This window comes from Allobosea sp. AK1 (genome assembly GCF_006714945.1).
In the GTDB taxonomy this organism is placed as follows: Bacteria; Pseudomonadota; Alphaproteobacteria; order Rhizobiales; family Beijerinckiaceae; genus Allobosea; species Allobosea robiniae.
On record NZ_VFMG01000001.1, the window covers coordinates 4,695,184 to 4,720,026 of the forward strand.

Here is a 24,843-nt window from a genome sequence, read left to right on the forward strand (position 1 = left end):
AGGCCGATGCGGATGGCGAACAGCGGCATTCCAGAATTTGGCCCACCGACATTGCAGTTTCCTTGGCAGAGGGCATCCATGGAGATCGTTCCGGCAGCCGGAGAAGCGGAGAAACTCGGGACGGAATTTCTCGTCCTGGGGGTTTTCTGCGACGGTCCGCTGATGGGTTCGGCGCGGGCGGTGAACAATCGGTCGGCCGGCCGGCTCGCCGCCATCCTCGACCAGGCTGGCCTCGGGGAAACCGTCGGCGCGACCTGCCTGATCGGAAAGCTGCCCGGTGTCGCGGCGCATCGCCTTCTGCTGGTCGGCCTTGGCAAAGCCGGACGGTTTTCCGACAGGGCCTATCGGCAGGCGCTCGCGGCGGTGGCCGTGGCCCTGAACGACGATCCGGTCGCGGAGGTGGTCGTCACGCTCGCGGAGAACGAGGTGCCCCGCCGGGCGCTCAGCTGGCGGATGCAGCAGGCCGCGCGGATTCTCGCCGATGGCCGCTTCGACTTCGGGCTGCCCGATCGAAACATCCGGGGCGAAAAATGCACCATTACGCTGCTCGTGCCGCAGGCCCTGACTTCGGAGTTGGTCGGAGCGCTGCGGCAGGGCGTGGCGATCGGCGAGGGCGTTTCCTTCGCCAAGGAGCTGGGGGATCTCTCACCGGACCTGTGCACGCCGGCTTTCATCGCGCGGACGCTGCAGGCGATGTCGAACCAATTCGGCTTCAGCCTCGATGTGCTGGGGAGGCACGAATTCGAGGAGCATGGCATGATGCACTTTCTGGCAAGAGAGAACGCTGTGGCCGGCGCCTGCAAGCTCTTCGTCGTGAGGAGCGATCATCGGGAGGCGGCTGGCCGCCCGATCGTCCTGATCGGTGACGATGTCGCGGCGCTCCAGGCGCCTGCCAAGCACGAGCCGTTCGCGCCTCCTTCAGCCTGCGACATGCACGGCATCGGGAGCGTGCTGGGCGCGATGCGGACGGTCGAGCGGCTGGGGCTCGCCTTGAATGTCGTGGGTCTCATCGTCGCCAGCCAGCGTGGAGCATCATGTATCGACAGGGATGACGGCCACCGAGCGCGGAAACCCTCGCTCCTGGGGGACGTGCTCGGCTACGCCGCTCATTTTTCGCCGAGCTGTGTCATCACCGTCGCTGCGCTGAGCCGCGCAAGCTTCATCGCGCTGGGCAGCCATGCCAGCGGCTTGTTCGCCAATGACGAAGGCTTGGCATCGGAACTGTCGAAATGCGGTGGGATATCGGGCGACGGTGTATGGCAGCTTCCGTTGTGGGAAGATGACCCGCCATTACCCGCGGGCCAGGACGCTGAGGCCGATCAAGAGATCGAATGTCCCGCCGATGCGATCGCGGCCGCCTCCAATCTGGCCCGCTTCGCCACCGCCTATCCCTGGGCGCATCTGGACATCGCCGGAACCGCATCGACGGCACAGCGGAGGAGATCGACAGGGCGTCCGGTGCCGTTATTGGCGGAATTCCTGGTCGGCCGGGCACGAGCGGTGCCGGGGCACGCGATCTTTTCTCCCCGCTCAAGCAGGAACTCCATTCATGAGTGATCTCGTTTTCATCGCCTTCCCGACGGAACAGAAGGCTGAGGAAGTTCGCCAGAAGGTCCTTTCGCTCCAGCGCGAGTATCTGATCGAGCTCGGCGATGCGGTCGTCGTGGTCAAGGACGAGAAGGGTCAGGTAAAGCTCAACCAGATGATCAACCTGACCGCGACGGGCGCTGCCTCGGGCGCGCTCTGGGGCACGCTGATCGGCTTCATCTTCCTGGCGCCGCTGGTCGGCACGGCGCTCGGCGCCGCCTCGGGCGCGCTGAGCGGCAAGTTCACCGATATCGGCATCAACGACAAGTTCATGAAAGATGCCGCCTCGGCGCTGCAGCCGAACACGGCTGGCCTCTTCCTGCTGATCCGCAAGATGACGACGGACAAGGTTCTGGCCGATCTCAAGGGCGTCGGCGGCACCTTGATCAGCACCTCCTTCGACGAAACGAAGGAAGCCCAGCTGCGCGAAGCCCTCTCGGCCGCGGCGAGCGCCGAGGCATCGCCGGCGTGACCCTCGACTGGAGCTTGGGTGCAGAGGCCGCCGTCTGGGCAGCCTCGACCGTGCGCCTCGACGATTTCCGGCCCCTGCTTCCGGCAGAGGAGGAGATCGTCGCCAAGCTCCAGTCCGGCAGCTTCGACAGGCTCGGCAACGGGGTCCTGCCCGCCGAGCCTGATCCGGCGCGTATCGTGCGCGCCTCGTTCCTGCGCTTCCTGATGCTCGGCGGCGAGGCAGGCTGCCGGCCGCACGAGAAGGGCGTACTCGTTCATGGCGCCTGGATTTCCGAGGTTCTTGAGCTTGAGGCCTGTCGCATCTTTCGCGACATCGGCCTGAACGATTGCCATTTCGAGGCAGCGCCGATCCTGCGCGCCGCCATCATCAATCGGCTCTTTCTGGACGGCTCTCGGCTACCCGGCCTGCAGGCCGAGCGACTCGAGGCGCGCGGCGGCATCTACCTTCGGGGGGCGGATGTCGAGGGCGGAATCAACCTTGACCAGGCGCGCCTCGGCGGCAACCTCGAATGCGACGGAGCGACGATCCGCAATCGCAGCGGTTATGCTCTGCTGGGCCGCAGCCTGGAGGTGCGCAACGTGCTCCTGCGCGGCGCGACCCTGCGCGGCGGCGTGAATCTGGCCGGCGCGGTCCTGGCGGCCGATCTCGACGCCGCGGGCGCGACCGTTCCGGCCTTCGAGCGAACCGCGATCGACGCGACCGAGATCACCTGCCATGGCAGTATCGTGCTGAGAAACGCACACGTCACCGGCGAGGTGCGACTGACCGGGTCCGCTATCGCTGGTGATCTCGATTGTTCCGGTACGCTTGTCGATCATGCCGGGGATACCGCCCTCGACGCCAGCCGGGCGGCTATCAAGGGCGCCTTCTTTTTGCGCCGCGACGCTCGGTTGGACGGCACGCTGGCGCTGACCGGTGCCTCGATCGGCACGATCCATGACGAGGCGGCCTCCTGGCCGAAGCCAGGCGAATTATTGCTCAATCGCTGCCGCTATGGCGCCTTCATCGACGGGCCGGTCGATGCAGAAAGCCGCCTGGACTGGCTGGCGCGCCAGACACCCGCACGCTGGGGCGAGGACTTCTGGCCGCAACCCTACGAGCAGCTCGCGGCGGTCTTCCGCGAGATGGGGCATGGCGAGGATGCCAGCTCGGTGCTCGTCATCAAGGAAAGGCTGCAGCGCCGGGCCCGCCGGGCGCGGACGGAAAGTCCGGTCTGGCGGGCGCTTCTCTTCGTCGCCGACGGTATCCTCGGGATCACGCTCGGCTATGGCCGCAGGCCGCTCTTCGCGCTCGTCTGGCTTGTGTTCTTCTGGCTCGCAGGCGTCGGGATCTTCGCCTATGCGGAGGGCCAGGGCGCGGTGATGCCCAACAGCGCCGTCGTGCTGCGCGCGCCGGAATGGACCTTGTGCGGCATCGCGCATGGGGAGCAGAGGCCGCTGGTCGCCAGCGGTCCGTCACAAGGGCTGGCTGTGCCGGGCCAGACCCAGCTCGACTGCTTCCGGCAGCGCTGGGAAGCCTCGAGCTACCCCGCCTTCAGCCCGTGGATGTATTCGCTCGACACGTTGCTGCCGGTGCTGGACATGGGACAGCGCAGTTTCTGGCGACCGAATCCGGCGAAGCCCGGAGGGCGCGTCGCCATCAGCTATTTCTACTTCCAATCGATCGTCGGCTGGGCCTTGAGCCTGCTCGCGGTCGCGGGTTTCTCGGGGCTGGTGAAGTCGTCATGACGCGGCCGGTTCCGCCAACAACGGTGATGTCGTGAGCAAGACGCCTGCTTCCTCCAGCCAAGCCGGCGGCGCGAGCGCCCCGCCGCGCAAGCCGCTCGATATCGATCTCGCTTTGCAGGGTGGGGGCGCGCATGGTGCCTTCACCTGGGGCGTGCTGAACCGGATCCTCGAGGAGGACTGGCTGACGATCGAGGCGATCTCGGGCACCTCGGCCGGGGCGATGAATGCGGCGGTCCTGGCCTCCGGCTATGTCACCGGCGGACGGGGTGGCGCGCGCGAGGCGCTGAACCAGTTCTGGCGGAAGGTCTCCGAGGCGGCGAAGTTCAGCCCGTTCCAGCGTTCGCCGCTGGACGTGCTGCTCGGGCGCTGGACGCTCGACACCTCGCCGCTTTTCGTCGCGATGGACATGATGTCCCGGGTCGTCTCGCCCTACAGCCTCAATCCGGCGGGCACGAACCCGCTGACAGAGATCCTTGCCGAGGTGATCGATTTCGACGCCATCGCGAAAAGCCCGATCAAGCTGTTCATCTCCGCGACGAATGTCCGCACCGGCCGCAATCGCGTCTTCCGCAACGCCGAGATCACGCCTGAAGTGCTGCTCGCCTCGGCTTGCCTGCCGACCCTGTTCCAGGCGGTCGAGATCGACGGCGAGAGCTATTGGGACGGCGGCTATTCCGGCAACCCGACCATGACGCCGCTGATCGAGGAGAGCAATGCCAGCGATACGATCCTCGTCCAGATCAATCCGGTGGAGCGGCCGGGAACGCCGCGGACGGCGCGTGACATTCTGAACCGTCTCAACGAGGTCTCCTTCAACGCGGTTCTGTTGAAGGAGCTCCGCATGATGGCGCTCCTGCAACGCGAGGCGCTTTCCGGGGGCGGCGAGGGTGCGCGTTGGGCGCGGATGCGGGTCCACCGCATCACCAGCGACGCCATGACCGAGCTCGGTTACTCTTCGAAGCTCAATGCCGAATGGGAGTTCCTGACGATGCTGCACGACGAGGGCAGACGTTCGGCAGAGGCCTTCTACCAGGCAAATCGCAACGAGATCGGCAAGCGCTCGACGCTCGATCTCGCCGAACTCACCAAGGGGGTCTGACCGGTGCTCATGCTGAACGGCCGCACAACCTCGATATTGCCGCCGATGCGAGGACGGACAGGATCATGACGAGCGGCAATATCCATCAGGCCGGTCTGGTCGTGGTCGCCACCATCATCGTGGTGGCGGCGTTGTCGATCGCGAGCTCGGTCTTTGCGCCGGTCGCCTTCGCGCTGTTCATCATCGCGCTGGTCTGGCCGTTGCAGAAGGCCCTGCAGGGCGTCCTGCCGCGCCTTCTGGCGCTGGCGGTCTGCGTCGTGGTCATGGTCGTCGCCTTCGTCGGCTTCGGCTCCCTGATCGCTTGGGCCTTCGGCCGTGTCGGCCGCTGGATCGTCAGCGATGCCGCCCGTTTCCAGACCTTCTACGACCAGGTCACGGTTTGGCTCGAAGGGCACGGGATCGCGGTCGCCGGGGCCTGGTCCGAGGCGTTCAGCGTCAGCTGGATGCTGCGCACCGCCCAGACCGTCACGGGGCGCCTCAACAGCACGATGAGCTTCTGGCTGGTGGTGCTGGTCTATGTTTTCCTCGGCCTGCTCGAAGTCGATGAGTTCGGCCGCAAGCTCAGGAGCATGCGCAATCGCGCCACCGGCGACCTGCTGCTGCGCGGCAGCATCGCGACGGCGGTCAAGATCCGCCGCTACATGCTGGTCCGGACGGCAATGAGCGTGATCACCGGCGTGCTGGTCTGGGCCTTCGCTAAGTCTGTCGGCCTGCAACTGGCCGAGGAATGGGGCTTCATCGCCTTTTTGCTCAACTACATCCCGTTCCTGGGCCCGCTGGTCGCGACGGTCTTCCCGACCCTGTTCGCCATGACGCAGTTCGGCTCCTGGCAAGCGGTGATCGCGGTCTTCGCCTGCCTCAACCTGATCCAGTTCGTGGTCGGGAGCTATGTCGAGCCGCGGGTCGCCGGCAGCGCCCTTTCGATCTCGCCGGCGACCGTCCTGTTCTCGGTGTTCTTCTGGAGTTATCTCTGGGGGGTCTTCGGCGCCTTCATCGGCGTGCCGATCACCATCGCTCTGCTCACCTTCTGTGCCCTGCATCCGTCGACGCTGTGGCTGGCCGAAATCTTCGGCTCGCCACAGAAGGACGAGAAGATCGCGGAAGGCTCGTCCGTCACGCCATGACGGCGGGCGGCGCGGGTTCGATCACGATGCGCTGCGGTTCCAGCAGCGCTATCCCGCCGGGCGCCGCCGCCAGCGTGTGGATGTAGAAGCAGGTCGGTTCGTCATCCGTCGCCTCCATCACCGGCGACGGCGCGGAGACGATCTTCAGCGCGCCGCAACGGCCGATCCAGTCGATATGGCGGTGCCCATGCATCGCGACCATTCGGGAGGCGACCGGTCGCAGCAGCCGCAGGAGCCGGCTGCCATTGATCAGGGCCGTGCCGATGCGCTCCGAAAACGCTTTTGCCGGCCGCGGATATTCGACCGGATGGTGATGGAGCGCCAGGATCCAGCGCGCCTGCGGAAAGGCGCGGGTCGCGGCGAGCAACGCCTGCATATCCTCCTCGGCGACGAGGCCGAGTGCGTTGGTGAAGGAGAAATGCGCTTCCACGTTGGAGTTCAGCAGGATGACGCCGAGTCCGTCGGGCTCGGCCGGTGGCAGCACCATCGGGAAGGCATCCTCCCAGATCGCGGCGAGGCCGATTGAGAGGCGCAAGCCCCCCGAATCGGCGAAAGCGGCGATCCTGCCGCGATGCGGTTCCAGCGTGGCGGCGAGACTGCCGGCGAGGTGGCTTCGGCTGTCGTCGAAAAGCTGCACGCGCTCGCCCTGGAGAGCCGCCATGGCCGAGAGCGTGCGCATCTGGCGCAGGCGCTTGCCCGGGCTGCCCGGCAATTCGAGCCGGGCAGGATTGGCGCGGTCGACGATGTTGACGTCGTGGTTGCCGGGCAGGATCAGGCTGCGCTCGGCGAGAGCGGGGTGGCGCAACATGGCGTCGAGGAACTCGGCCCATTCGGCCGAGCGCCCGGCGTCTGTCATGTCGCCGGTGATGAGCAGCAGGTCGAGCGGCTCGGCCTCATGGATTTCAGCCAGCCGCTCGAGCGCCTGGCGAAAGCGTTCGTTGCCGCGCGGGCCGGCGCGCCCGCTCTCGATCCTGAAGCCGTAGCGCTCGCCGACGACATGGACGTCGGAGAGATGCGCGACGCGCCACCGGCGGGCCGAGGCCGGCACGGTGTCGAAGCCGTCGAGATCCTGCGGCTGGTCCATGAACCCGTCGGCGATACCCCAGAGCAGCGAGGCCGCTGCCAGATAGAGCGACATCAGCACGACGGCATTGGCGAGGGCGGGAAGGACGAGCCGGACCGGATCGACGAAGTCGGCGAAGCCGCCGGACCAGCGCGTGGCCGGCCAGACGATGGCGGCAACCGCGCCGGCAACGAGGCAACCGACCAGCCCCGCGCCGATCGCGCTGCCCGCGCGCCAGGTCGCCCGCCTGCCCGGAGCGGCGGCGGCGGGGATGAAGCGCTCGGCGAGATGCTGCAGCCCCTCGCGGCAGATGGCGTAGCCCGGCTGCACCACAAGCGCGTTCAGCGACCAGAAGCTCTTCTCCGCCAGGCGGAATAGCGGCCGGAAACCGTACCAGCCGACGGCGCCGACCAAAGCGAGCAGCACCAGCGAGCCGACCCCGGCGAGTGCCGTCACGCGGCCTGACACGGACGCGACCCAGGCCGACATGACGAGGGGGGCCGCGCCCAGCAGGAGGCTCGGCAGCAGGGCACCCAGAACCCAGGCGAGCGCCAGCTTGGGCAGGCTGATCTCGCCAAGCAGGCTGCCCGCGATGGCGATCAGCGAGTGCTTCTTGGTGCTGCTCGCGTCGTCTTCCGCGTCGCCGTGCCGCGGTTCGATGATCATCGGCATGATGATGCGGCCGGCCGGGCGGCAGGCGTCGAGGGAAGATCGAGCTGCGGCATGCGGTCCCCGGACAGAGCGAGCCGCCATCCTGCGCAGATCGGGCGCCTTCCTGCCAGCCACTGCACTGAGAAATGGGACGTGGCGCACAGTCATGAGACATCGGGCTGATGTTGCCCGGGGAGGTGGGCGCTACCCTCATGCTGAACGGGGCAGGGTATCGACCGGAGGCGGGCGAGACGATGGGTGGAGCGGCCGCGGCCGACGACGTGCGGCTCCCGGCTCTCCTGATCCGGGGGCTTTGCCTGCTGCTGCTGTGGGTGACCCTGATCGGCCCCGCACCGATGGACCTGCCGGTCGGGCTCGTCGCCAGCGCCGCCGGAGTCTGGGCCAGTACGGCGCTGTGGCCACCCGGCGGTAAGCTTTCGCCAGCGGGCCTCGCGCGGTTCCTGATCCGCTTCCTGCCGCAATCGGTGGCCGCCGGGCTCGACGTGGCGCGGCGCGCCTTTGCACGCGAACCCGACTTGCGGCCGGGCTTCGCGACCTGCCGTTCCAGCATTCCCGACGGCATGGCGCGCGATTCCGCCTGCGCGGTGATGAGCCTGCAGCCGGGCAAGTTGCCGGTTGCCATTGAGAGCGACGGGACCCTGCATATCCATTGCCTCGATCTGCGTGAGGCCGTGGCCGAGCAGGTTGCGGCCGACGAGGTCGCTTTCCGCCGAATCCTCGAACGGGATCGGCGTGATGGCTGATTTTCTGACCACTGCGGCGTTGTTCATCCTGGCGGTCACGGCCATCGCACTGTTGCGCGTGCTGCGCTCCCGGATCACGGCCGAACGCATGATGGCGGTGCAATTGCTCGGGACCGGCGGAGCGGCGGTTCTTCTGCTGCTGGGGGTGGCATCCGGCTCTGCGGCTGCGAGCGATGTCGCGCTGCTGCTCACTTTGTTCGCGGCGTTCTCCTGCGTGGCTTTCGTCCTGGGCTCCGCTGGGCAGGACGCGGACCGCACTTCGTCGGGAGAGCAGCCATGAGCGCCCTTCTCGACACCGTCACCGTCGTCCTGGTGAGCGTGGGGGCATTGCTCTTCCTGGCCGGCGCGCTCGGCCTGCTGCGCTTTCCCGACACGCTGAGCCGGTTGCATGCGATCAGCAAGGCCGACAATCTCGGGCTCGGGCTGATCGTGCTCGGTCTCCTGCCGCAATCGGCGAGTATCGCGGGCGGCTTGAAGCTCGTCTGCATCTGGCTGCTCGCGCAGCTTTCGGCCGCGACGGCGAGCCAGTTGCTCGCCCGTGCCGTCCATCGCGACCGAACCGAGCGATGATGGCGCTGTTCGACCTTGCGCTCGTCGCCTTGCTGCTGATGCTCGCGCTTCGCGTCGTCGTCGAGCCGGACGAGCGCAGCGCGATCATCACCTTCCTCGCCTTCGGCCTGCTGCTCGGGCTCGCCTGGGTCCGGCTGGCGGCGCCCGACGTCGCCTTGACGGAGATCGCGATCGGTGGCGGCGCGACCGGGATCCTGCTGTTGCGGGCGGAAGCTGCCCTGCGCGGCCGCGGCAAGCAGGCGAAGCCGGTGACGCGCACGGGCAAGCTCGCCGTCGCTGCGGGCTGCGCCGCAATCTCCGCCGGGCTCGGCTTTGCCGTGCTGACCTTCTCCACACCGGCACCGACGCTCGCGCCGGCCGCCGCGCAGGCGCTTCCCGCGACGGGCCTGGGCAATCCCGTCACCGCCGTCCTGCTGGCCTTTCGCGCGCTCGATACGCTGCTGGAGAAGGTCGTGGTGCTGCTCGCCCTGATCGGGGTCTGGTCGCTGGCGCCCGACGCGGTCTGGGGCGGCGCTCCCGATGTGAAGCCCGCCGCCGTTCCGGGGCCGCTCGCCTATCTCGGGCGTGTCCTGCCGCCTTTCGGCGTCGTCATCGGCGTCTACATGTTCTGGGTCGGGGCGGATGCGCCGGGCGGCACCTTCCAGGCCGGGACAGTGCTCGCGGCGATGTGGCTGCTGGTGATGATGGCGGGGCTTCATCCGCCCCCCGACACGGCCCGGTGGTTGCTACGGCTGGTGCTGGCCGGCGGGCCGATCCTGTTCCTGGCGATCGCCTTCCTCGGCTTCGCCTTCGCCGACGGCTTCCTCGCCTATCCGAAGGCACTGGCCAAACCCCTGATCCTGGCGATCGAGGCGGCGTTGACACTCTCCGTCGCTGCGGCGCTCGCCATGCTGGTCGCGGGGCCGGCCCGCAAGGCACCGGCGCGATGATGGCGGTGCTTCAGCCCGGCGTCCTGTTCGGCCTGTGCGGGGCAGCGCTCGTCGGCATCGGCCTGTTCGCCGTCATCACCCATCCCGGGCTGCTGCGACGGATCGTCGGCTGCAACATCCTCGGCGCGGGCATCTTCCTCGTTTTCGGCGCCGTCGCGCGGCGCGGCGCCGGGCCGGGCTTCGACGCCGACCCGGTGCCGCAGGCCCTGGTGATCACCGGCATCGTCGTCGCCTTCTCGGCCAGCGCACTGGCCGTCGCCTTGCTGAAGCGGCTCGCCGAGCTGACTGTCGGCGATCGAGCGGCCCCCGATGAATCGCGGAGTGGCTTGTGACGCCGCTCATCCATGCCACCACGCCGGGCGGCTTCCTGCTGGTCCTGGCCGTGATCCTGCCGGTCTGCGCGGTGCTCGCCATCCTCGCCTGCGGGCCGCGCAGCGCGGCCCGGATCGCGCTGGCGACGTTTGCGGCAGGGCTCGTCGTCGCCATCGCCATCGCCACCGAGTTGATATCGAGCGGGAAAGCGCTTTCCTATGTCGTCGGCGCCTGGCAGCCGCCGCTTGGCATCGCTCTGCGGGCCGACGGGCTATCGGGGGCGATGCTGGTCATGACGGCGCTGGTCGTGGTCGCGGTCGGCCTGTTCGCGCATATCCAGCACGGGCTCCAGGCGGACGCTGGCGGCGGACGGGCGCAGACGACCTTCTGGGTGATGCTGCTGGCGCTTTGGAGCGCGCTGAATGCCGTCTTCGTCGGCGAGGATCTGTTCAACCTCTATGTCGCGCTGGAGCTGCTGACCTTCGCGGCGGTGCCGCTGGTCTGCCTCGACGGCCGGGCGGAGACCGTCACGGCGGCGTTGCGCTATCTGCTGTTCGCGCTGATCGGCTCGCTGCTCTATCTGCTTGGGGCCGGCCTGATCTACGGCCAGTACGGCACGCTCGACCTGCTCGCGCTGGCGCAGCTTGGCCGGCAGGACCCGGCGCTCGCGGTTGCGCTGGCGCTGATGATCGTCGGGCTTCTGGCCAAGGCGGCGCTGTTTCCGTTGCATCTCTGGCTGCCGCCGGCCCATGCCGGGGCGCCGGCTCCGGCGAGCGCTGTCCTGTCGGCGCTGGTGATCAAGGCGCCGGTTTTCCTGATCCTGCGGTTGGTGCTCGACGTCGCGCCCCCGCAGGCGGCCGCGATCGCAGGCCAGATGCTCGCCGTCCTCGGCGCTGCCTCGATCCTGTTCTGCAGCGTCATGGCGCTCCGGCAGGCGCGGCTGAAGCTGATGATCGCCTATTCGACCGTGGCGCAGATCGGCTATCTCTTCATCGTCTTCCCGTTGGCTGCCGGCAGCGCCGACCTGCCGCCATGGGGCACGATCGCCTGGACAGGCGGCGCTCTCCAGCTGGTCTCCCATGCGCTGGCGAAGGCGGCGATGTTCCTGGCGGCGGGCGTCATTGCCGAGGCCTTCGGTCATGATCGCATCGCCGATCTCGGCGGCTTCGGCCGGGTGCTGCCGATCAGCGCGGCCGCCTTTGGCCTCGCGGGTCTGTCGCTGATGGGTATTCCGCCGAGCGGCGGCTTCGTCGCCAAATGCCTGCTGCTGACGGCCGCAGTGATCCAGGGAAATCCCTGGCTGGCAGCAACCATCCTGGCCGGCGGGGTTCTGGCCGGTGCCTACGTCTTCCGCGTGATCGACAAGGCGCTGGCCGTCCCCACCGTTCCGATCGTGGCGCGCCGTGCCGTGCCGCGCCGGCTCGAATGCGCGGCGCTCGCCTTGGCCATTGCAGCCGTGCTGATCGGTTTCGTGCCGCTGCGGCCCTTCGGCTTCCTGCAGATCGGCCGCGATGGCCTGAACATGGCATGGGCGCCATGAGCAGCGCCGGCCTGCTTCTCGCCGCAGCGCTGTTCTTCCCGCTCGTGCTCGCGATCTGCTGCCTGTCCGCGCGGTTCCGGGCGAGGGCCCTGGCCGTGGTCGTCATCGCGCCGCTGCCGGCCCTCGCGGCGGCGGTCCTCGTACCGGAAGGTCGCTTCGCCTTCTTCCCGGCGCCGTTCCGGCTGACGCTGGTGCTCGACCAGCCGGGCGCGATCCTGCTCGGGGGCGCCGCGCTGTTGTGGAGCGCTGCCGGCGCCTACGCGGCCTCGCTCATGGCGCGCGACCCGGCTGCGCCGCGCTTTGCAATCTGGTGGCTGCTGACCCTCACCGGGAGCCTCGGCCTCTTCATCGTCGGCGACGTCGTGAATTTCTACCTGCTGTTCACCCTGGCGAGCCTCGCCGCTTATGGGCTGATCATCCACGAGCAGAGCGCCTCCGCGCACCGGGCCGGTGTCATCTATGTCGGGCTCGCGCTGCTGGGAGAGGCCTTCCTGCTGATCGCGCTGGTGATGCTGTCGGCGATGCATCCCGACGCCAATCCACAGATCCGCAGCGTCGTCGCCGAATTGCCGGCCTCGCCGATGCGTGACGGCACCCTCGCGCTGTTCATCATCGGCTTCGCGCTGAAGATGGGGCTGGTACCACTGCATGTCTGGCTGCCCTTGGCGCATCCCGCGGCGCCGACGCCGGCTTCGGCGGTGCTGAGCGGCGTGGTGGTCAAGGCGGGCGTGATCGGGCTGATCCGCTTCCTGCCCTTCGAGGCCGGGGCGCCGCTCTGGGGCTCCGTGCTGATCGGGGTCGGCCTCGTCACGGCCTATTGCGGCGTCATCGTCGGCATCATCCAGCCGCGGGCGAAGACGGTGCTGGCCTATTCCACCGTGAGCCAGATGGGGCTGCTGGCCGTGCTGCTCGGTGTCGGCCTCGACACCGCCGATCCTGGCGTCACAAACCTGACGGCCTATTACGCCGTTCACCACACACTGGTGAAGGGCGCGCTGTTCCTGGGCGTCGGCATCCTCGCCACGACAGGAGGGCGCCGCCTCAGGCTCGCGCTGCTGCTCACCGCGGTGCTCGCGCTGAGCCTCGGCGGCATGCCGCTGACCAGCGGTGCGCTGGCCAAGCTCGCGACCAAGCCATTGTTCGGCTATGGCTGGCTCGCTGGCGCGATGACGCTGGCCGGCGCCGGCAGCACCGCGCTGATGCTGCATTTCCTGCTGATCCTGCGCCGCGACACGGCGGGCAATGCGGCGGGATCGCCAGCGCTCGGGCAGCTCTTGCCCTGGCTGGTCGTGGTGGCTGCCGCCTTCCTCATCCCGTGGTCGCTCTATCCGGCGGTTTCCGGCGAAACGGTTTCCGGCCTGCTCCAGCCGGAGGCGCTCTGGAAGGTGACCTGGCCGATGCTGCTCGGCGCGGTCGCGATGCTGTTCGTCCATCGATTGCCGCAACGGCTCGGTGCGATTCCGGAAGGCGACATCATCGTCCTCGCACAAGCCGCACAACCGGTTGCCCGCCGCTTTTCGGATCGGATCGGGGATATCGACGCCCATTTTCGCCGCTGGCCCGTTGCCGGGTTCGTCCTGATCGCTCTTGCCATCCTGCTTGGCGGCGTTTTGATGTTGCAGGCCTGAAAGGGCGGCAGGAGGCCTCGACGTGACACCGATCCAGAGCACCGCCCTCGTCACCATGGCCGCGATCGTGCTGTTCACCTGGAACAGGCTGCCGGTCGTCGTGGTTGCGATCGGCGCGGCGCTGGCGCTGTGGGCGACGGGCGTCGTCACGCTCGACCAGGCCTTCGCCGGCTTCGGCGACCGCGCCGCCCTCTTCGTTGCCAGTCTCTTCATTATCAGCGCGGCGCTCGAAAGAACGGGCATCACCGCCTGGGCCGGACAATACCTGATCGCGAAGGCGGGAACTGAAGGGCTGACACGGCTGCTGGTCATCATCATGGTCGCGGCCGGTTGTCTGAGTGCCCTCATCAGCGGCAGCGGCGCGGTCGCGGCGCTGATGCCGGTCGCGGTCATGGCGGCGGTCCGCCTGCGCCAATCGCCGGCGCAGCTCCTGATGCCGCTCGCCTTCGCCTCCCATGCCGGCGCGAACCTGTTGCTGACCGGGGCGCCGAAGAACATCCTGGTGTCGGAGGCGCTGGAGGATGCGGGGCTCGCCGGCTTCGCCTTCGCGGAGTTCGCGTTGGTCGGGTTGCCGCTTCTGGTCGGGACCATCGCGATCATCCTGCTGCTGGGCAAGCGCCTGTTGCCGCAGCAGAGCAGCGCGCGGCTGCCGGCCGATTTCAGCCGGCACGCCCAGACCCTCGTCGAGCATTACGGGCTGAGCGACGGCGTCTTCCGGCTGCGCGTGCGTTCGACCTCCACCTATGTCGGCATCCCACCCGACGAGATCGATGTCGGGTCGGCCGGGCGGCTCAACCTCATGGCCGTACAGGCGGGGGAAACGCGGACGCCGCTGCGGGCCCCGGCGGTCTCCGAGGGCGATTACCTGCTCGTACGCGGCGATGCAGAGGCGATCGCGACGCTGGCTGCCGACAAGCATCTGGCCTTGCGCGAGGAGGGTGCGCAGCCGGGGTTGTTCAGTCGCCGTTCCGGCCTCGCCGAGGTGGTGATCCCGCCGCGCTCGGCCTTGATCGGCCGCGCGCTGTTCCCGGGCATGGTGACCGATAGCGGTGATCTCGTCGTGCTGGCCGTGCAGCGAGCCGGCGTCGACGTCGAGCCGGGCGAGACCTTGCTTGCCGGCGACACCATGCTTCTCGAAGGGACCTGGGAGGCGCTGGATTTGCGCCTCGACGACCCCGACGTGCTCGTCGTCAACTCGCCCGATCTGGTCCGGCGCCAGGCGGTGCCGATGGGGGCCGGCGCCGGGGTGACGCTCGCCGTGCTGGCCAGCCTCGTCGCGATGCTCGCGACGGGCATCCTGCCGCCTGCGGTGGCCGGACTCATCTGCGCCGGTGCCCTGATCCTCGCCGGCATCATGACCGTGGAGCAGGCCTATCGCGCGATCAACTGGACGACGGTGATCCTGATCGCGGCGATGATGCCGCTCTCCACGGCAATGGTGCAGTCGGGGGCGGCCAAGGTGGTGGCCGACCAGCTGGTGACGCTGACGGGTGGAGCAGGCCCCTTCGTCTTCCTCGGCGGCCTCTTCGTGCTGACCGCGAGCCTCGGCCAGGTCATGAGCAACACGGCGACGACGATGCTGGTCATTCCGATCGCCATGGCGGCCGCCGCGGGCCTGGGCGTCTCACCGCGCCCGGTGCTGATGAGCCTGTGCATTGCCGGCTCGGCCTCGTTCCTGACGCCGATCGCGACCGCGACCAACATGATGGTGATGGGGCCGGGCGGCTACAGCTTCACCAGCTACTGGAAGCTTGGAGCGCCGCTGATGCTCTGGTTCTTCGTCATGGCCGTATTCTACGTGCCGCTGGTCTGGCGCTTCTGAATGTCGCCGCCTTCACCTACTTGCTCTCCGAGGCCGGCTATGGACCCCAACCGGCTGGTTGAACGCAGCAAATCCCATTTTCGGCAGGTAAGATGACAGGCTATCGCACGAGAATGCTTCTCCTTCCGCTGCGCTGGAGCCGTAACCTGTCCGGCATCGGACTGGCGCTGGGCACGTTCCTGTTTGCGGCTTCGCTGACCCCGACGCTCGTTCCGCGCACTGCTCTGACCCAAGGGGTTCTTGGAGGAGTCTGCTTTGCCATCGGCTACGGTCTCGGCACGGCCTGGCGCTGGTTTTGGGCGTATCTGGAGATGCCGGAGCCGAACGAGCGCATGCGGCGCATCGGCAATATCGTCATCGCCTGCGTCTGCCTGCCGGTGGCCGTGATCTTTCTGGCCAACGCTGTGGGGTGGCAGAATTCCATCCGCAAGGTGATGGCGATGGAGCCGATCGACAGCGCCCATCCGCTTCAGGTCAGCCTGATCGCGCTCGCGACCTTCGCCGTGCTGCTGGCTCTTGGGCGGCTGTTCAGGCTTGTCGCCCTGTTTCTGGCGCGGCGACCGCTGCGCTTCATGCCGCGGCGCGTCGCCTTCGCCGCTGGCCTCACGATCACGACGCTGCTGCTGTGGACGCTGGCGAATGGTTTCCTGGTCCGCATCAGCTTTCGCATGCTCGATTCCTCCTTCCGCGAGCGCGACGCCCTGATCGAGCCGACCAGCCCGCAACCGATCGACCCGCTCCAGTCGGGAAGTGCCGCCTCGCTTGTGAAATGGCAGGAATTGGGGCGTGCGGGCCGGGAATTCGTAGCCTCGCGGCCGAGCACGGCCGAGATTGCGGCGATGACAGGGAGGCCCGCCTCGCAGCCCATCAGGCTCTATGTCGGGCTGCGGGCCGCCGGATCTGCGCAGGCGCGGGCACGGTTGGCGTTGGAGGAGCTAAAGCGCGCCGGCGCCTTCGAGCGCGCGATCCTCGTCGTGATCACGCCGACCGGCACCGGCTGGGTCGACCCCTCCGCCATCGCTCCGATCGAATATCTCGGCGACGGCAACGTCGCCAGCGTGGCACTGCAGTATTCCTATTTGTCGAGCCCGCTGTCGCTGCTGGCCCAGCCCGAATATGGCTCGGAGGCGGCGCAGGCGCTGTTCGCCGAGGTGTACGGCTATTGGACGGGCTTGCCCAAGGACCGCAGGCCACGGCTCTATCTGCACGGGCTGAGCCTTGGCTCGATGAATTCGGAGCGCTCGGTCGAGCTGCTCGACATGATCGGCGACCCGGTCGACGGCGCCTTGTGGAGCGGCCCTCCCTTCGGCAGCCGCTTCTGGCGCAGCATCACGGATCGGCGCAATCCCGGCTCCCCCGCCTGGCTTCCTGAATATCGTGACGGTCGCTTCGTCCGCTTCATGAACCAGGAGGGTCCGCGCGTGACCCCCGAGACGCCTTGGGGCGTCCTGCGGATCGTCTATCTCCAATATGCCAGCGACGCGGTCACCTTCTTCGACCGGAACTCCTTCTTCCGGCGGCCTGCCTGGCTCGAGCCGGTGCGCGGCCCGGATGTTTCCCCGGAGTTCCGCTGGTATCCGATCGTGACGGGTCTGCAGCTCGCGCTCGACATGGCTTTCGCGACGCGGACGCCGATGGGCTACGGGCACGTCTATGCCCCCCAGCACTATGTCGATGCCTGGGTCGCGGTTGCCGATATCCGGAACTGGTCGCAGGTGAGTCTGGCTTCGTTGAAGCGGCATCTCTTGGAAAAAGCTCAGCGCAGGACCGACGATCGGGACGGAGAGGAGGGCCCCTACGACAATCGCGGGGGCTGACCACCGGGGCGGCAAGAGTGTCGCGCCCGAGCGCGCCGAACGAAGGCTTCAGAAGCCGCTTTTCTCGCCCTGAAGATAGGCTGCGACGTTTCGGGCGAGCTCCGACATCGTCAGATCGTGGTTGAAGCGCCCGGTTCTGATGAAGGTCACGGCCTGGGCGACGACCAGCGGGTTGTTCATCATGAAGGTGTGGGTCACCGGCAGCACGATGTGATCGGTCATGCCATCGAGCTTCGTGCTCTCCACGGAGACCTTGCCGTCGTTCGGGCCGGCGAAGAAATGCGACAGGAGCGGGTTGAGCGAGAGTGTTCCGGCGATGATGCCCAGCTCGTAATCTGCCTTGGGCAGGGAGTTGGGCAGGCTGTCCGGGTCCGTTCCGAGTTGTCGGCCGGCGGGTCCGTTGATCAGCTCGAAAGCCGGCAGGCGACCGAGCCCATCCACCAGTTCCGAGCCGTGATTGGGCGGGGCCAGCATCACGACGCGCCCGAGCTCGCGCGGACGGTTCTGCCGTAGCCAGGCACGCAGGAGGATGCCTCCCATCGAATGGGTTACGAAATGCATCCGCTTCCCGTTGCAGCTTCGGGCGGCGTTCTCGACGTGGCTTAGCAGGCCTTCTATCGCATGGTTCGTTGAATCGTAGGTTTCGTTGATGACGTTGTAGCCAGCAGCCGAAAGCAGCTTTTCGATGAGCAGAAGTGACGATCTGCTTCGTGCGAGACCATGAAGCAGGATGACTGTTTCGGATTCGCTCGTCATTTGCTTCGCGTTTCGTACCGTGTCGGACACTCGGGCTCGCTCCCGGCTCTCCGTTTCACCGTGCCCGGGGCCGGCGGGTTGAACATCAGGCCGCCATGGCTCTGGTGGAGCGCTTGCCGAAGATGGCGGTGCGAACCGGGCCTTGAACATGCTCCATGCTCATTCACGCGGCCCCATCCTCCATTGCCTTTCGAAGCGGCGTGGTTTGAACCCGCCATGGCGCTCGCGCGTCTTGGCTCTACCCTGTGAGAAAACCACGACAGCGCATGCTCCGGAGCCGACTCGATTGCGTCACAACAGGTTCTTGTGGAGCCGGCCGTCCTTCATGATCACGGTGAAATTCCGGTGCGGGTCTTCGAGCAGCTTGAAGTCGTCGAGCGGGTTGCCGTTGACGACGAGGATGTCGGCGAGGGCGCCCTCCGCGAGGACGCCGATCGGCGCCGGGTAAGGATTGCGGGGGCCGGAGAGCTGCAGCAGCGCAGCGTTTCCCGAGGTCGCCATCTGCAGGGCTTCTGCGTTGGTGTACCAGTTGCTCAGATGGGTGAGCATGATGTTCTGGCGCTGGGTCAGGGCCGGCGAGAACAGGACATCGGAGCCCCAGGCGGTCTTGATGCCGAGGCTACGAGCGAATTTGTAGATCTTGGGCGTTCCCACAAAGATCTGCTGGGCGCGCTCGACGCCCGGCCCGCTCTGCGAGTCCGCGTCTTCCATGCTGAGGAAGGGCTGCGTGCTCAGCCACGCGCCCTTCTCCGCGATCATCCTCGCCGTGCCCTCGTCCATGAGATGCGCATGCTCGATCGAGGTCACGCCGGCCGCCAGCGAGCGCTGGATGGCGCGGGAGGTGTAGGCATGCACAGTCACATAGGTGTTCCAGTCCTGCGCCACGGCGACGGCCGTGCGAAGCTCGTCCTCGCTGAAGGTCAGGATGTCCAGCGGGCTGCGCGGCGAGGAGACGCCGCCGCCGCCCATGAGCTTGATCTGCGAGGCGCCTTGGAGAAGCTGCTCGCGCACCCGCATCTTGAGATCGCCGAGGCTGTCGACGATCGCGGCCCCGCCTATCAGCTCGCCCTTGCTCAGCCGGCCGCCGTCACGCGGGATCTCGCTCGGCAAGCGCAGGTCGCCATGGCCGCCGGAGGTGGTGATCAGCGCCCCGGAGGGGAAGATGCGCGGGCCGGGAATGACGCCGCTGTCGATCGCCTGCTTGAAGGAGAAGACCGGGCCGCCCAGGTCGCGGATCGTGGTGAAGCCGCGCAGCAAGGTGCGGTTGGCCTCGGCGGTCGAGGCGGCGAAGATGATGCCCGGATCGCCGTTGAGCAGGATGTTCAGCGGCACGGCGGCGAAGATCGCATGCCAGTGTGCGTCGATGAGGCCGGGAAGGAGAACCCCGTTGCGGCAGGCGATGACGGTGGCGTCGCCGGGGGGCGGAGCATTGCTGAAATCGACGGACGCGATCCGGTTGTTCTCGACCAGGAGCTGCGCGCGCTCTTTCACCTGGCCCGAGACGCTGTCGAAGAGCCGGGCTTCGCGGAACAGAATCCGGCTGGGCGGCGCGGAGGTCTGCGCCCCGGCGGAGCGGGGCAGCAAGCCGGCGACCGTGGCGGCGGCCGCGCCGCCGAGCAGGCCACGCCGCGAGAACGCCGCGAGGCGGCGGGAGGCCTTGTGAAGGTCGGGATTGCAGCAGCCGCAGCCGGCACGACGCGCCAGATGGCCGTATTTCTCGCCCAGTCTCAGCATTGGCTTCCTCCTGCTCGTCGACCTGGCATGTGGCGATTCATTCGACGACCACGTCGCCGCCGACCGCTTGAGCACTATCGAACAGCATGAATACGATCGGCGTACCGGCCTCGGCCGTGGCGTCGGTCCTGCGGGCGCCGACCTTGCCGCTGCGCGGTGCCGTATATTCCGCGACCACCTCCCCGAAGGTGTTGCGCTGGACCGCGACCTTCTGCCCGGCTTCGACCGTCTCGTTGAGCTTGACCAGAAGCTCGACGAAACCGCCTCTGTTCGTGACGATCGGCAGCATGCCGTCGGCGACGAAGACGTTCGAATCCTGGCCCGTCCTGCCGATGGCCCCGGCGACGATGCCGTGATGCTTGAGGACGTTCATCGTCCCTTCGACGAAGAGCGCGATCATCTCGTGATCGAACACGCGCGGCCGGCCGATCTCGGGCGTGAAGGCCGGAATACCCGCCGCGATCAGCGCATTTGCCAGGAGACCGGGGTAGGCGGGATTGTCGAAAATCTGCTCGATCGGGTAGAGCTCGGCCATCGCCTTGACTTCGGGCAGATCCATGCGCGCGAGATGGAACGCGGTCATGTCCATTCCCGTGGCGGCGGTATGGAAGTCGATGCCGTAATCGAGATTCGCGCGCAGCAACCGATTGAACACCAGGCCCGCATGGCGGCTCGGTGCGTCGGGGGCGTTTTCATTGCCGGGAAACAGCCGGTTGATATCGATGAGGTCGATCCCGCGCCCGGAACTCGGCCAGCGCCGCTCCATCCCTTCGATCGCCGGGCGCGAGACGTCGAACACGGCCAGCACCGTTCCGGACATCCCGGCCGGTTCGAGCTGCCTCATCACGGACTGGACGGTGTGCATCGGGCTCATCTCATCGCCGTGAATGCCGCTGATCAGTCCGAGCCGCTTGCCGGGGGCGGCGCCCTTGGCCACCATCACCGACACGTACCAATGCTGGCCCGTCGGCATCTGCACGCCCTGGAAGTAGAAGCTGTGCTTGCCGGGCGCGAGGTCCGCGACATCGAGGGCGCTGATCACGCGCTTGCCGTCGATGATATCGCCCGTATAGACGGTGCCCGATCCTGCGCTGGGAGAAGCCGTCGGCGCTACCGCGGCGGATTGCGCCTGTGCCTGCTCCGCCTTCAGCGCTACGGCCGCACCGACCGTTGCCGCGATCATAAAATCGCGACGGTCGAGGCTTTCGGCTCGTTCAATCGTCATCGTTACGATCCTCAGTGTGCCAAGAGTACATGCATAGGAGCGACAGGCAACGATGCAGGGCAACCCCATAGCGGTGTCCTGCTCATTATCTCGGTACGAACGACTTTGAGATACCGGCGTTTCGGGGCGATTTATGAAAGGAGAAGCGGAAATACAGTCACAGTGCGTGGGCGATGACCGTCATGGGAAGCGGTCGCGCTTGGCCGTTGACGGGCGGCTTTCACCTGCAACACGCGCTCGGCATACGGGAGGGCGAAGGCGTTCGGCTTGTTTTGCGGCCTAACGGGTCTGGCGAGAAGAGGAAAACCTTGACTGCCAGCACGTCCTCATTGGTCAGCAAGGTGCAGGCGGCGCTCCAGTCCATCATCAAGCCGCTTAAGGATCAGATAGCCAAGGATGAGTAATTGAGAATTAGGTCAGTATTTCAATCGCATAGGCGCTCGCAAATTGATCCGGCCCGGCCCACCAACCTGGACAGGACATGCGATGACAGGGGTGTCATCGGCCGTCGCGTGCGAGTGATCGAAGGTCAACAGGGCAGGGGATTCGCTCGTTGCCCCCCGGATAAACGAGATTTCGAATGTCGCGGAAGCCCTCGGCGAGGCTGTTCTTTGTCCTCGGGTTGACGTCGCCGAACGCGAGGCCGAGCCCCTTCCAGGCGCGCAGCCAGTCGTCGTGGCTTTCCTGATCCCTACTGTGCTTCTCGCCCTTCGCGGCGCGAGCCGCGCAGAGCAGGAAGCGCTGGGCCGTTGCTATGGCGCCTCGAAGGCCCCGAGACTGACAACGTCCCCGTTCGAAGGCATGTTGGGGGGCAGCCCGAGTGGGCTTCCTGCGCCAATCAGCCTGCTCCCCTTCGCCAGTCTCAAAAAGCCCGAGATTGGCAGGGAGCCGTCCGCCTGGCGGGGACCGCGCGCAATCGTATCGTCGATGGACTGAAAGTCGTTCAAAGACACGTCGAAATTCGTTGGCGAGAGGGACCTTAGGGCCGCGCCGTTGCTTGCATTGTGCGACTGAGACAGAAGCGAGATGTCGAAGTCGTGCCTTCCGCTTTGCGTGAGGGCTATATTGTTCTGAAGCACCGTGCTCGCATTATGCTGAATGATGAAGGCGTAACCCACCCCACCGCGCGCATTGTTGAAAGAGACATTGTTGAAGACGGCCAGCGGCTGCAGCCCGCCATTATAGCCGTTGTCATCAAAACCGTTTGTCTTGTTGCTCCAGGCAAGGCACCGGGTCACTGTGTGGCCGCCATAGATGCCGGTGGCGCCTGGACGCCGCCCTCCCAGCTTGAAACCGCAGCCGTCGCCACTCTCGTTACGGTTGATCGAGCCGTCGGAGTTGTATCCGTTCTCGAAGGCCCAGTTCTGATCGATAAGGCATGGCGAACCGTTGAGGCTGTCCTTGGCCCTCGAGGGGTTGAAGAAGTCGAAGCCGTCGTCCGTGTTGCGCCAAACGCGGTTACCGGTAATGACGGTTCCGGTGCTGTCGGCGAGCGAAACCGAGATCCCATCGGCATTTCCGCCAGTTGCGCCCGGTCCTCCGCCGTGATTGCCAAAGGAGTCGCAATTGCGCACGATGTTGTGATTGCCCTGCCCCAGGATTCCCAGGCCGGTGCCATATTCGTCGTTGAGCCAGCCATTGTCGCGGAAGACGCAGCGCTCAATCAATAAATCGTGATGGGTGCCGTTGACGAAGCACCCGCCCATCGGGCCATGGCGAACGGTGAGTCCGCGCAGTGTCAGGTGGGAAGCATCCATGATAACGAGCGCAAACCCGCCGGCTGATGTGCGCGAAGGCCACGCCTGATACCGTTGCGTCGGGGGCCTCATTGCGGCTCCGTCGATCACGGGAGACTCGCCGGGATAGTTCTCGATGACGATCGGACGGCCCGGCGCTCCGTCGTGGCCAGCGAGAAGCCATCCTTCGGCGGCACCGTCGAAGCCGTATTCTCCCCCTCGCAGCAGGATCGTATCGCCGCCATAGGCGTGGGCGAAGGCATGAGGAAGCGTGGCGAACGGGCGCTCGACCGTGCCCCGCTCCGGATAGTCGCCGTCCTCGCCCATGGGCGCGACGTAGAACGTCCGGCCGGTTCCGTTCGCCCGGCTCGGGGGCGACGCACTTGCAGCCTCATGGCTCACTGCCGAAGCTTGGCCGAATGCCTCTAATCCATGAAGCCCTGCGGCCGCGAGGCTGCCAGCGTTGAGGAGAAAACTGCGGCGAGACTCCATTGGAAATCCTCCAGGGTCCAAGGCCGGGATCCACCGGCGTCGGCGCGTCAGGTCATGAGTGAAACCAACGGCGCAGCGGCGAGTTAACCTAACTGCACCCTAGAATTGTTTTATTGACAGAAATCAGCTATTATTGATGTTGGGGGTATCGATCAATCGAGGATCTCGCATGGGCTCCAGTCCATATAGAGATAAGTCGAAGTTTATAATAAGAAAAAGGCAGATACCTGCTAGAAATGCTTTGAAATTATCGAGCTTGAATACAAGTTTAATGCGGTCAAAGGGGCTATATAATTATTTTTCTGTTCTATATCAGCTAATCTCTAATTGTAATGGAGAATTAATTAATCCTAGCATGCCTGGTTCTGCAGAAGATTTATTTGATAAATTCTATTTTCTTAGTCTCGATAACAAAGAGCTTCGGCATAGGCTCGACAATTTCGTACCGCTAGTTTTGTCCGTCATTAAGTTGACGGCCGAGAGTAGTACTACGGTGACGGAATTATGTGATGCGTTGGAAGGGCGCCTTCGCGCTATCGCAAACGCTGATGTATCCACGCGAAAGGGCGTGGATCATTGCTCGCTGGAGGAGCTCGTCCGCCTCGAGCTTTCTCCGTATTGCCGCTCCAATCAGTTCGACGTGATCGGGCCGACGGTTGGGCTCCGTAGTGGGCTTGCGCAGTCGTTCTCGATCATCATTCACGAACTCACGACAAATGCAGTCAAACATGGGGCATTGAGCTGCCCGACAGGGAAGGTGCTGGTCCGTTGGAGCATTCAACCCATCGACAGCACCCGCGCGAGCCTGTGCCTGCAGTGGCTTGAACGGGACGGGCCTCAAGCGACGGGGAGCTGCAAACGCGGGTTCGGGACTTCAATTTTGTGTGATGACGGCAAAGCGATCACCGGCGGAACCTCGACGCTGGGACTCTCGCCGGAGGGCCTGGAATATGTCCTCACCACAGCTCTGGACTTGTAGGCTCGGCACTCCGCCGGAATCGGAGGCTCCCGATCACGGTCCTCACTCCTTCCTTTCAAGCCATTGTTGAGCAAACAGCGCCGCGGAGGCCCTGTTCGTGGCTCCAAGCACACGGATGACCGCCGCCGCATGAATCTTGACAGTCGCCTCCGCAATGGCGAGCTCGCGTGCAATCTCCTTGTTGGACTTGCCCTGCGCCAGTAGGGCAAGGACGTCCCGTTGGCGGTTCGTCAGGCGGATGAGTTGCGAGCGGCTGGACTCGGTTACTTTTACCATCTCGCGCCAGGAAGCGAGTCCCTTCGTGAGGGCCAGGCGCGGCGTGACATAGATTTTCCCGGCAAGAACGTCCTCTATGCCGGCAACAATTTCTTCGTCAGTCTGAAGTTTCGAAATATAGCCGTGAAATCCGCAAGCAAGGCATTCCAGAATGTCAGTAGCTGCTTCGGACGCGGACAGCGCGACCAGATGGATGTTCCGGCAGTTTGCGCTCAGGTCGCTGAGACCCTCGATCGGAATGCGGCGCGGCATATGCAGGTCAATGATAAGAAGATCGAGATCTGGATTTTTCTCGACCGTTGACAGGATTGTGGGAAGCGAGTCCGCTGTCAGGAGATCGGCATCGGGGAATGCGCGCTGAAGGACCAGGTGAAGGCCCTTGCGATAAATCCCATGGTCGTCGGCTAACAGGATGCGCCACATTGTCGTGCCTGGCTCCCTGGCGTCTGCCGCGCCGTCGGATCAGCACATGCCCCTCGACTTATTATGACGCCCATATACCACAAATTCTGGGAACTGTCGCAAGCGGACGGCCATTGC

At 66.0% G+C, this 24,843-nt stretch carries 21 protein-coding genes; 15 read left to right on the forward strand and 6 right to left on the reverse strand.

Annotated features, from left to right (window positions below; all coding sequences use genetic code 11):
• Nucleotides 1-78 precede the first annotated feature (78 nt).
• From FHT98_RS22485 to FHT98_RS22505, 5 genes are all read left to right on the forward strand, one after another.
• Nucleotides 79-1,557: a M17 family peptidase N-terminal domain-containing protein gene (locus FHT98_RS22485; RefSeq protein ID WP_185745248.1), complete on the forward strand. Its 1,479-nt coding sequence runs from the start codon at nucleotides 79-81 to the stop codon at nucleotides 1,555-1,557.
• Entirely contained in the window at nucleotides 1,550-2,059 is a 510-nt protein-coding gene (locus FHT98_RS22490; RefSeq protein ID WP_061963617.1) for a DUF1269 domain-containing protein, read from the forward strand. The genes FHT98_RS22485 and FHT98_RS22490 overlap by 8 nt, the downstream gene beginning before the upstream one ends.
• The gene (locus FHT98_RS22495; RefSeq protein ID WP_142115355.1) at nucleotides 2,056-3,786 is read left to right on the forward strand and encodes a hypothetical protein; all 1,731 of its coding nucleotides are present in this window, start codon (nucleotides 2,056-2,058) and stop codon (nucleotides 3,784-3,786) included. The genes FHT98_RS22490 and FHT98_RS22495 overlap by 4 nt, the downstream gene beginning before the upstream one ends.
• Before the next feature lie 31 nt (nucleotides 3,787-3,817).
• A complete protein-coding gene (locus FHT98_RS22500; RefSeq protein WP_244511855.1) occupies nucleotides 3,818-4,885 on the forward strand; it encodes a patatin-like phospholipase family protein in 1,068 nt (355 codons plus the stop codon).
• Between the two features lie 65 nt (nucleotides 4,886-4,950).
• Nucleotides 4,951-6,009 (forward strand): AI-2E family transporter, encoded by a 1,059-nt coding sequence (locus FHT98_RS22505; RefSeq protein WP_061963611.1) that lies wholly within the window; start codon nucleotides 4,951-4,953, stop codon nucleotides 6,007-6,009.
• On the opposite strand, the gene FHT98_RS22510 is transcribed toward FHT98_RS22505, so the two are convergent.
• On the reverse strand, nucleotides 5,999-7,744 hold the full coding sequence (locus FHT98_RS22510; RefSeq protein WP_061965437.1) for a metallophosphoesterase family protein: 1,746 nt from the start codon (nucleotides 7,742-7,744) through the stop codon (nucleotides 5,999-6,001). The genes FHT98_RS22505 and FHT98_RS22510 overlap by 11 nt on opposite strands.
• A 191-nt stretch (nucleotides 7,745-7,935) precedes the next feature.
• On the opposite strand from FHT98_RS22510, the gene FHT98_RS22515 reads away from it, so the two are divergent.
• From FHT98_RS22515 to FHT98_RS22555, 9 genes are all read left to right on the forward strand, one after another.
• Complete coding sequence (locus tag FHT98_RS22515) at nucleotides 7,936-8,487, forward strand: Na+/H+ antiporter subunit E (protein ID WP_162260043.1); 552 nt, start codon at nucleotides 7,936-7,938, stop codon at nucleotides 8,485-8,487.
• Nucleotides 8,480-8,767: an MrpF/PhaF family protein gene (locus tag FHT98_RS22520; RefSeq protein ID WP_061963607.1), complete on the forward strand. Its 288-nt coding sequence runs from the start codon at nucleotides 8,480-8,482 to the stop codon at nucleotides 8,765-8,767. The genes FHT98_RS22515 and FHT98_RS22520 overlap by 8 nt, the downstream gene beginning before the upstream one ends.
• Entirely contained in the window at nucleotides 8,764-9,057 is a 294-nt protein-coding gene (locus tag FHT98_RS22525; RefSeq protein ID WP_061963605.1) for a monovalent cation/H(+) antiporter subunit G, read from the forward strand. Before FHT98_RS22520 ends, FHT98_RS22525 begins: the two co-directional genes overlap by 4 nt.
• The gene (locus FHT98_RS22530) at nucleotides 9,054-9,986 is read left to right on the forward strand and encodes a hydrogenase subunit MbhD domain-containing protein (RefSeq protein WP_142115356.1); all 933 of its coding nucleotides are present in this window, start codon (nucleotides 9,054-9,056) and stop codon (nucleotides 9,984-9,986) included. Before FHT98_RS22525 ends, FHT98_RS22530 begins: the two co-directional genes overlap by 4 nt.
• Nucleotides 9,983-10,318 (forward strand): NADH-quinone oxidoreductase subunit K, encoded by a 336-nt coding sequence (locus FHT98_RS22535; RefSeq protein ID WP_244492678.1) that lies wholly within the window; start codon nucleotides 9,983-9,985, stop codon nucleotides 10,316-10,318. Before FHT98_RS22530 ends, FHT98_RS22535 begins: the two co-directional genes overlap by 4 nt.
• Nucleotides 10,315-11,838, forward strand: coding sequence for a complex I subunit 5 family protein (locus tag FHT98_RS22540; protein ID WP_142115357.1), 1,524 nt, complete (start codon nucleotides 10,315-10,317; stop codon nucleotides 11,836-11,838). Before FHT98_RS22535 ends, FHT98_RS22540 begins: the two co-directional genes overlap by 4 nt.
• The gene (locus tag FHT98_RS22545) at nucleotides 11,835-13,466 is read left to right on the forward strand and encodes a complex I subunit 5 family protein (protein ID WP_185745249.1); all 1,632 of its coding nucleotides are present in this window, start codon (nucleotides 11,835-11,837) and stop codon (nucleotides 13,464-13,466) included. Before FHT98_RS22540 ends, FHT98_RS22545 begins: the two co-directional genes overlap by 4 nt.
• 22 nt (nucleotides 13,467-13,488) lie before the next feature.
• Nucleotides 13,489-15,288 (forward strand): SLC13 family permease, encoded by a 1,800-nt coding sequence (locus tag FHT98_RS22550; RefSeq protein WP_465246924.1) that lies wholly within the window; start codon nucleotides 13,489-13,491, stop codon nucleotides 15,286-15,288.
• Nucleotides 15,289-15,401: 113 nt separating this feature from the next.
• Nucleotides 15,402-17,105: an alpha/beta hydrolase gene (locus tag FHT98_RS22555; RefSeq protein ID WP_210244398.1), complete on the forward strand. Its 1,704-nt coding sequence runs from the start codon at nucleotides 15,402-15,404 to the stop codon at nucleotides 17,103-17,105.
• A gap of 48 nt (nucleotides 17,106-17,153) precedes the next feature.
• Here the strand turns inward: FHT98_RS22555 and FHT98_RS22560 are convergent, their stop codons facing one another.
• The 4 genes from FHT98_RS22560 to FHT98_RS22575 form a co-directional block, all read right to left on the reverse strand.
• The gene (locus tag FHT98_RS22560; protein WP_248309282.1) at nucleotides 17,154-18,011 is read right to left on the reverse strand and encodes an alpha/beta hydrolase; all 858 of its coding nucleotides are present in this window, start codon (nucleotides 18,009-18,011) and stop codon (nucleotides 17,154-17,156) included.
• A gap of 141 nt (nucleotides 18,012-18,152) precedes the next feature.
• On the reverse strand, nucleotides 18,153-19,595 hold the full coding sequence (locus FHT98_RS22565) for a metal-dependent hydrolase family protein (RefSeq protein WP_091855384.1): 1,443 nt from the start codon (nucleotides 19,593-19,595) through the stop codon (nucleotides 18,153-18,155).
• Between the two features lie 37 nt (nucleotides 19,596-19,632).
• Entirely contained in the window at nucleotides 19,633-20,820 is a 1,188-nt protein-coding gene (locus FHT98_RS22570) for a M14 family metallopeptidase (protein WP_142115360.1), read from the reverse strand.
• Between the two features lie 752 nt (nucleotides 20,821-21,572).
• Complete coding sequence (locus FHT98_RS22575) at nucleotides 21,573-23,048, reverse strand: right-handed parallel beta-helix repeat-containing protein (RefSeq protein WP_142115361.1); 1,476 nt, start codon at nucleotides 23,046-23,048, stop codon at nucleotides 21,573-21,575.
• 355 nt (nucleotides 23,049-23,403) lie between these two features.
• Between FHT98_RS22575 and FHT98_RS22580 the strand changes: the two genes are divergently transcribed.
• Nucleotides 23,404-24,027 (forward strand): sensor histidine kinase, encoded by a 624-nt coding sequence (locus FHT98_RS22580; protein ID WP_170843257.1) that lies wholly within the window; start codon nucleotides 23,404-23,406, stop codon nucleotides 24,025-24,027.
• Nucleotides 24,028-24,069: 42 nt separating this feature from the next.
• Here FHT98_RS22580 and FHT98_RS22585 read toward each other — a convergent pair whose 3' ends face one another.
• Nucleotides 24,070-24,726 carry a LuxR C-terminal-related transcriptional regulator gene (locus tag FHT98_RS22585; RefSeq protein WP_091855379.1) on the reverse strand — a complete coding sequence of 219 codons (657 nt, stop codon included), beginning with the start codon at nucleotides 24,724-24,726 and terminating at the stop codon, nucleotides 24,070-24,072.
• Between the last annotated feature and the right edge of the window lie 117 nt (nucleotides 24,727-24,843).

What these genes read in the sequence shown, in the direction of transcription:
- FHT98_RS22485 (WP_185745248.1), top strand. Translation starts at nt 79, where the DNA reads ATGGAGATCGTTCCGGCAGCCGGAGAAGCGGAGAAACTCGGGACGGAA.
- FHT98_RS22490 (WP_061963617.1), top strand. Translation starts at nt 1,550, where the DNA reads ATGAGTGATCTCGTTTTCATCGCCTTCCCGACGGAACAGAAGGCTGAG.
- FHT98_RS22505 (WP_061963611.1), top strand. Translation starts at nt 4,951, where the DNA reads ATGACGAGCGGCAATATCCATCAGGCCGGTCTGGTCGTGGTCGCCACC.
- FHT98_RS22510 (WP_061965437.1), bottom strand. Translation starts at nt 7,744, where the DNA reads ATGCCGATGATCATCGAACCGCGGCACGGCGACGCGGAAGACGACGCG.
- FHT98_RS22515 (WP_162260043.1), top strand. Translation starts at nt 7,936, where the DNA reads ATGCTGAACGGGGCAGGGTATCGACCGGAGGCGGGCGAGACGATGGGT.
- FHT98_RS22520 (WP_061963607.1), top strand. Translation starts at nt 8,480, where the DNA reads ATGGCTGATTTTCTGACCACTGCGGCGTTGTTCATCCTGGCGGTCACG.
- FHT98_RS22525 (WP_061963605.1), top strand. Translation starts at nt 8,764, where the DNA reads ATGAGCGCCCTTCTCGACACCGTCACCGTCGTCCTGGTGAGCGTGGGG.
- FHT98_RS22530 (WP_142115356.1), top strand. Translation starts at nt 9,054, where the DNA reads ATGATGGCGCTGTTCGACCTTGCGCTCGTCGCCTTGCTGCTGATGCTC.
- FHT98_RS22535 (WP_244492678.1), top strand. Translation starts at nt 9,983, where the DNA reads ATGATGGCGGTGCTTCAGCCCGGCGTCCTGTTCGGCCTGTGCGGGGCA.
- FHT98_RS22545 (WP_185745249.1), top strand. Translation starts at nt 11,835, where the DNA reads ATGAGCAGCGCCGGCCTGCTTCTCGCCGCAGCGCTGTTCTTCCCGCTC.
- FHT98_RS22555 (WP_210244398.1), top strand. Translation starts at nt 15,402, where the DNA reads ATGCTTCTCCTTCCGCTGCGCTGGAGCCGTAACCTGTCCGGCATCGGA.
- FHT98_RS22560 (WP_248309282.1), bottom strand. Translation starts at nt 18,011, where the DNA reads ATGTTCAAGGCCCGGTTCGCACCGCCATCTTCGGCAAGCGCTCCACCA.
- FHT98_RS22565 (WP_091855384.1), bottom strand. Translation starts at nt 19,595, where the DNA reads ATGCTGAGACTGGGCGAGAAATACGGCCATCTGGCGCGTCGTGCCGGC.
- FHT98_RS22570 (WP_142115360.1), bottom strand. Translation starts at nt 20,820, where the DNA reads ATGACGATTGAACGAGCCGAAAGCCTCGACCGTCGCGATTTTATGATC.
- FHT98_RS22575 (WP_142115361.1), bottom strand. Translation starts at nt 23,048, where the DNA reads ATGGAGTCTCGCCGCAGTTTTCTCCTCAACGCTGGCAGCCTCGCGGCC.
- FHT98_RS22580 (WP_170843257.1), top strand. Translation starts at nt 23,404, where the DNA reads ATGCCTGGTTCTGCAGAAGATTTATTTGATAAATTCTATTTTCTTAGT.
- FHT98_RS22585 (WP_091855379.1), bottom strand. Translation starts at nt 24,726, where the DNA reads ATGTGGCGCATCCTGTTAGCCGACGACCATGGGATTTATCGCAAGGGC.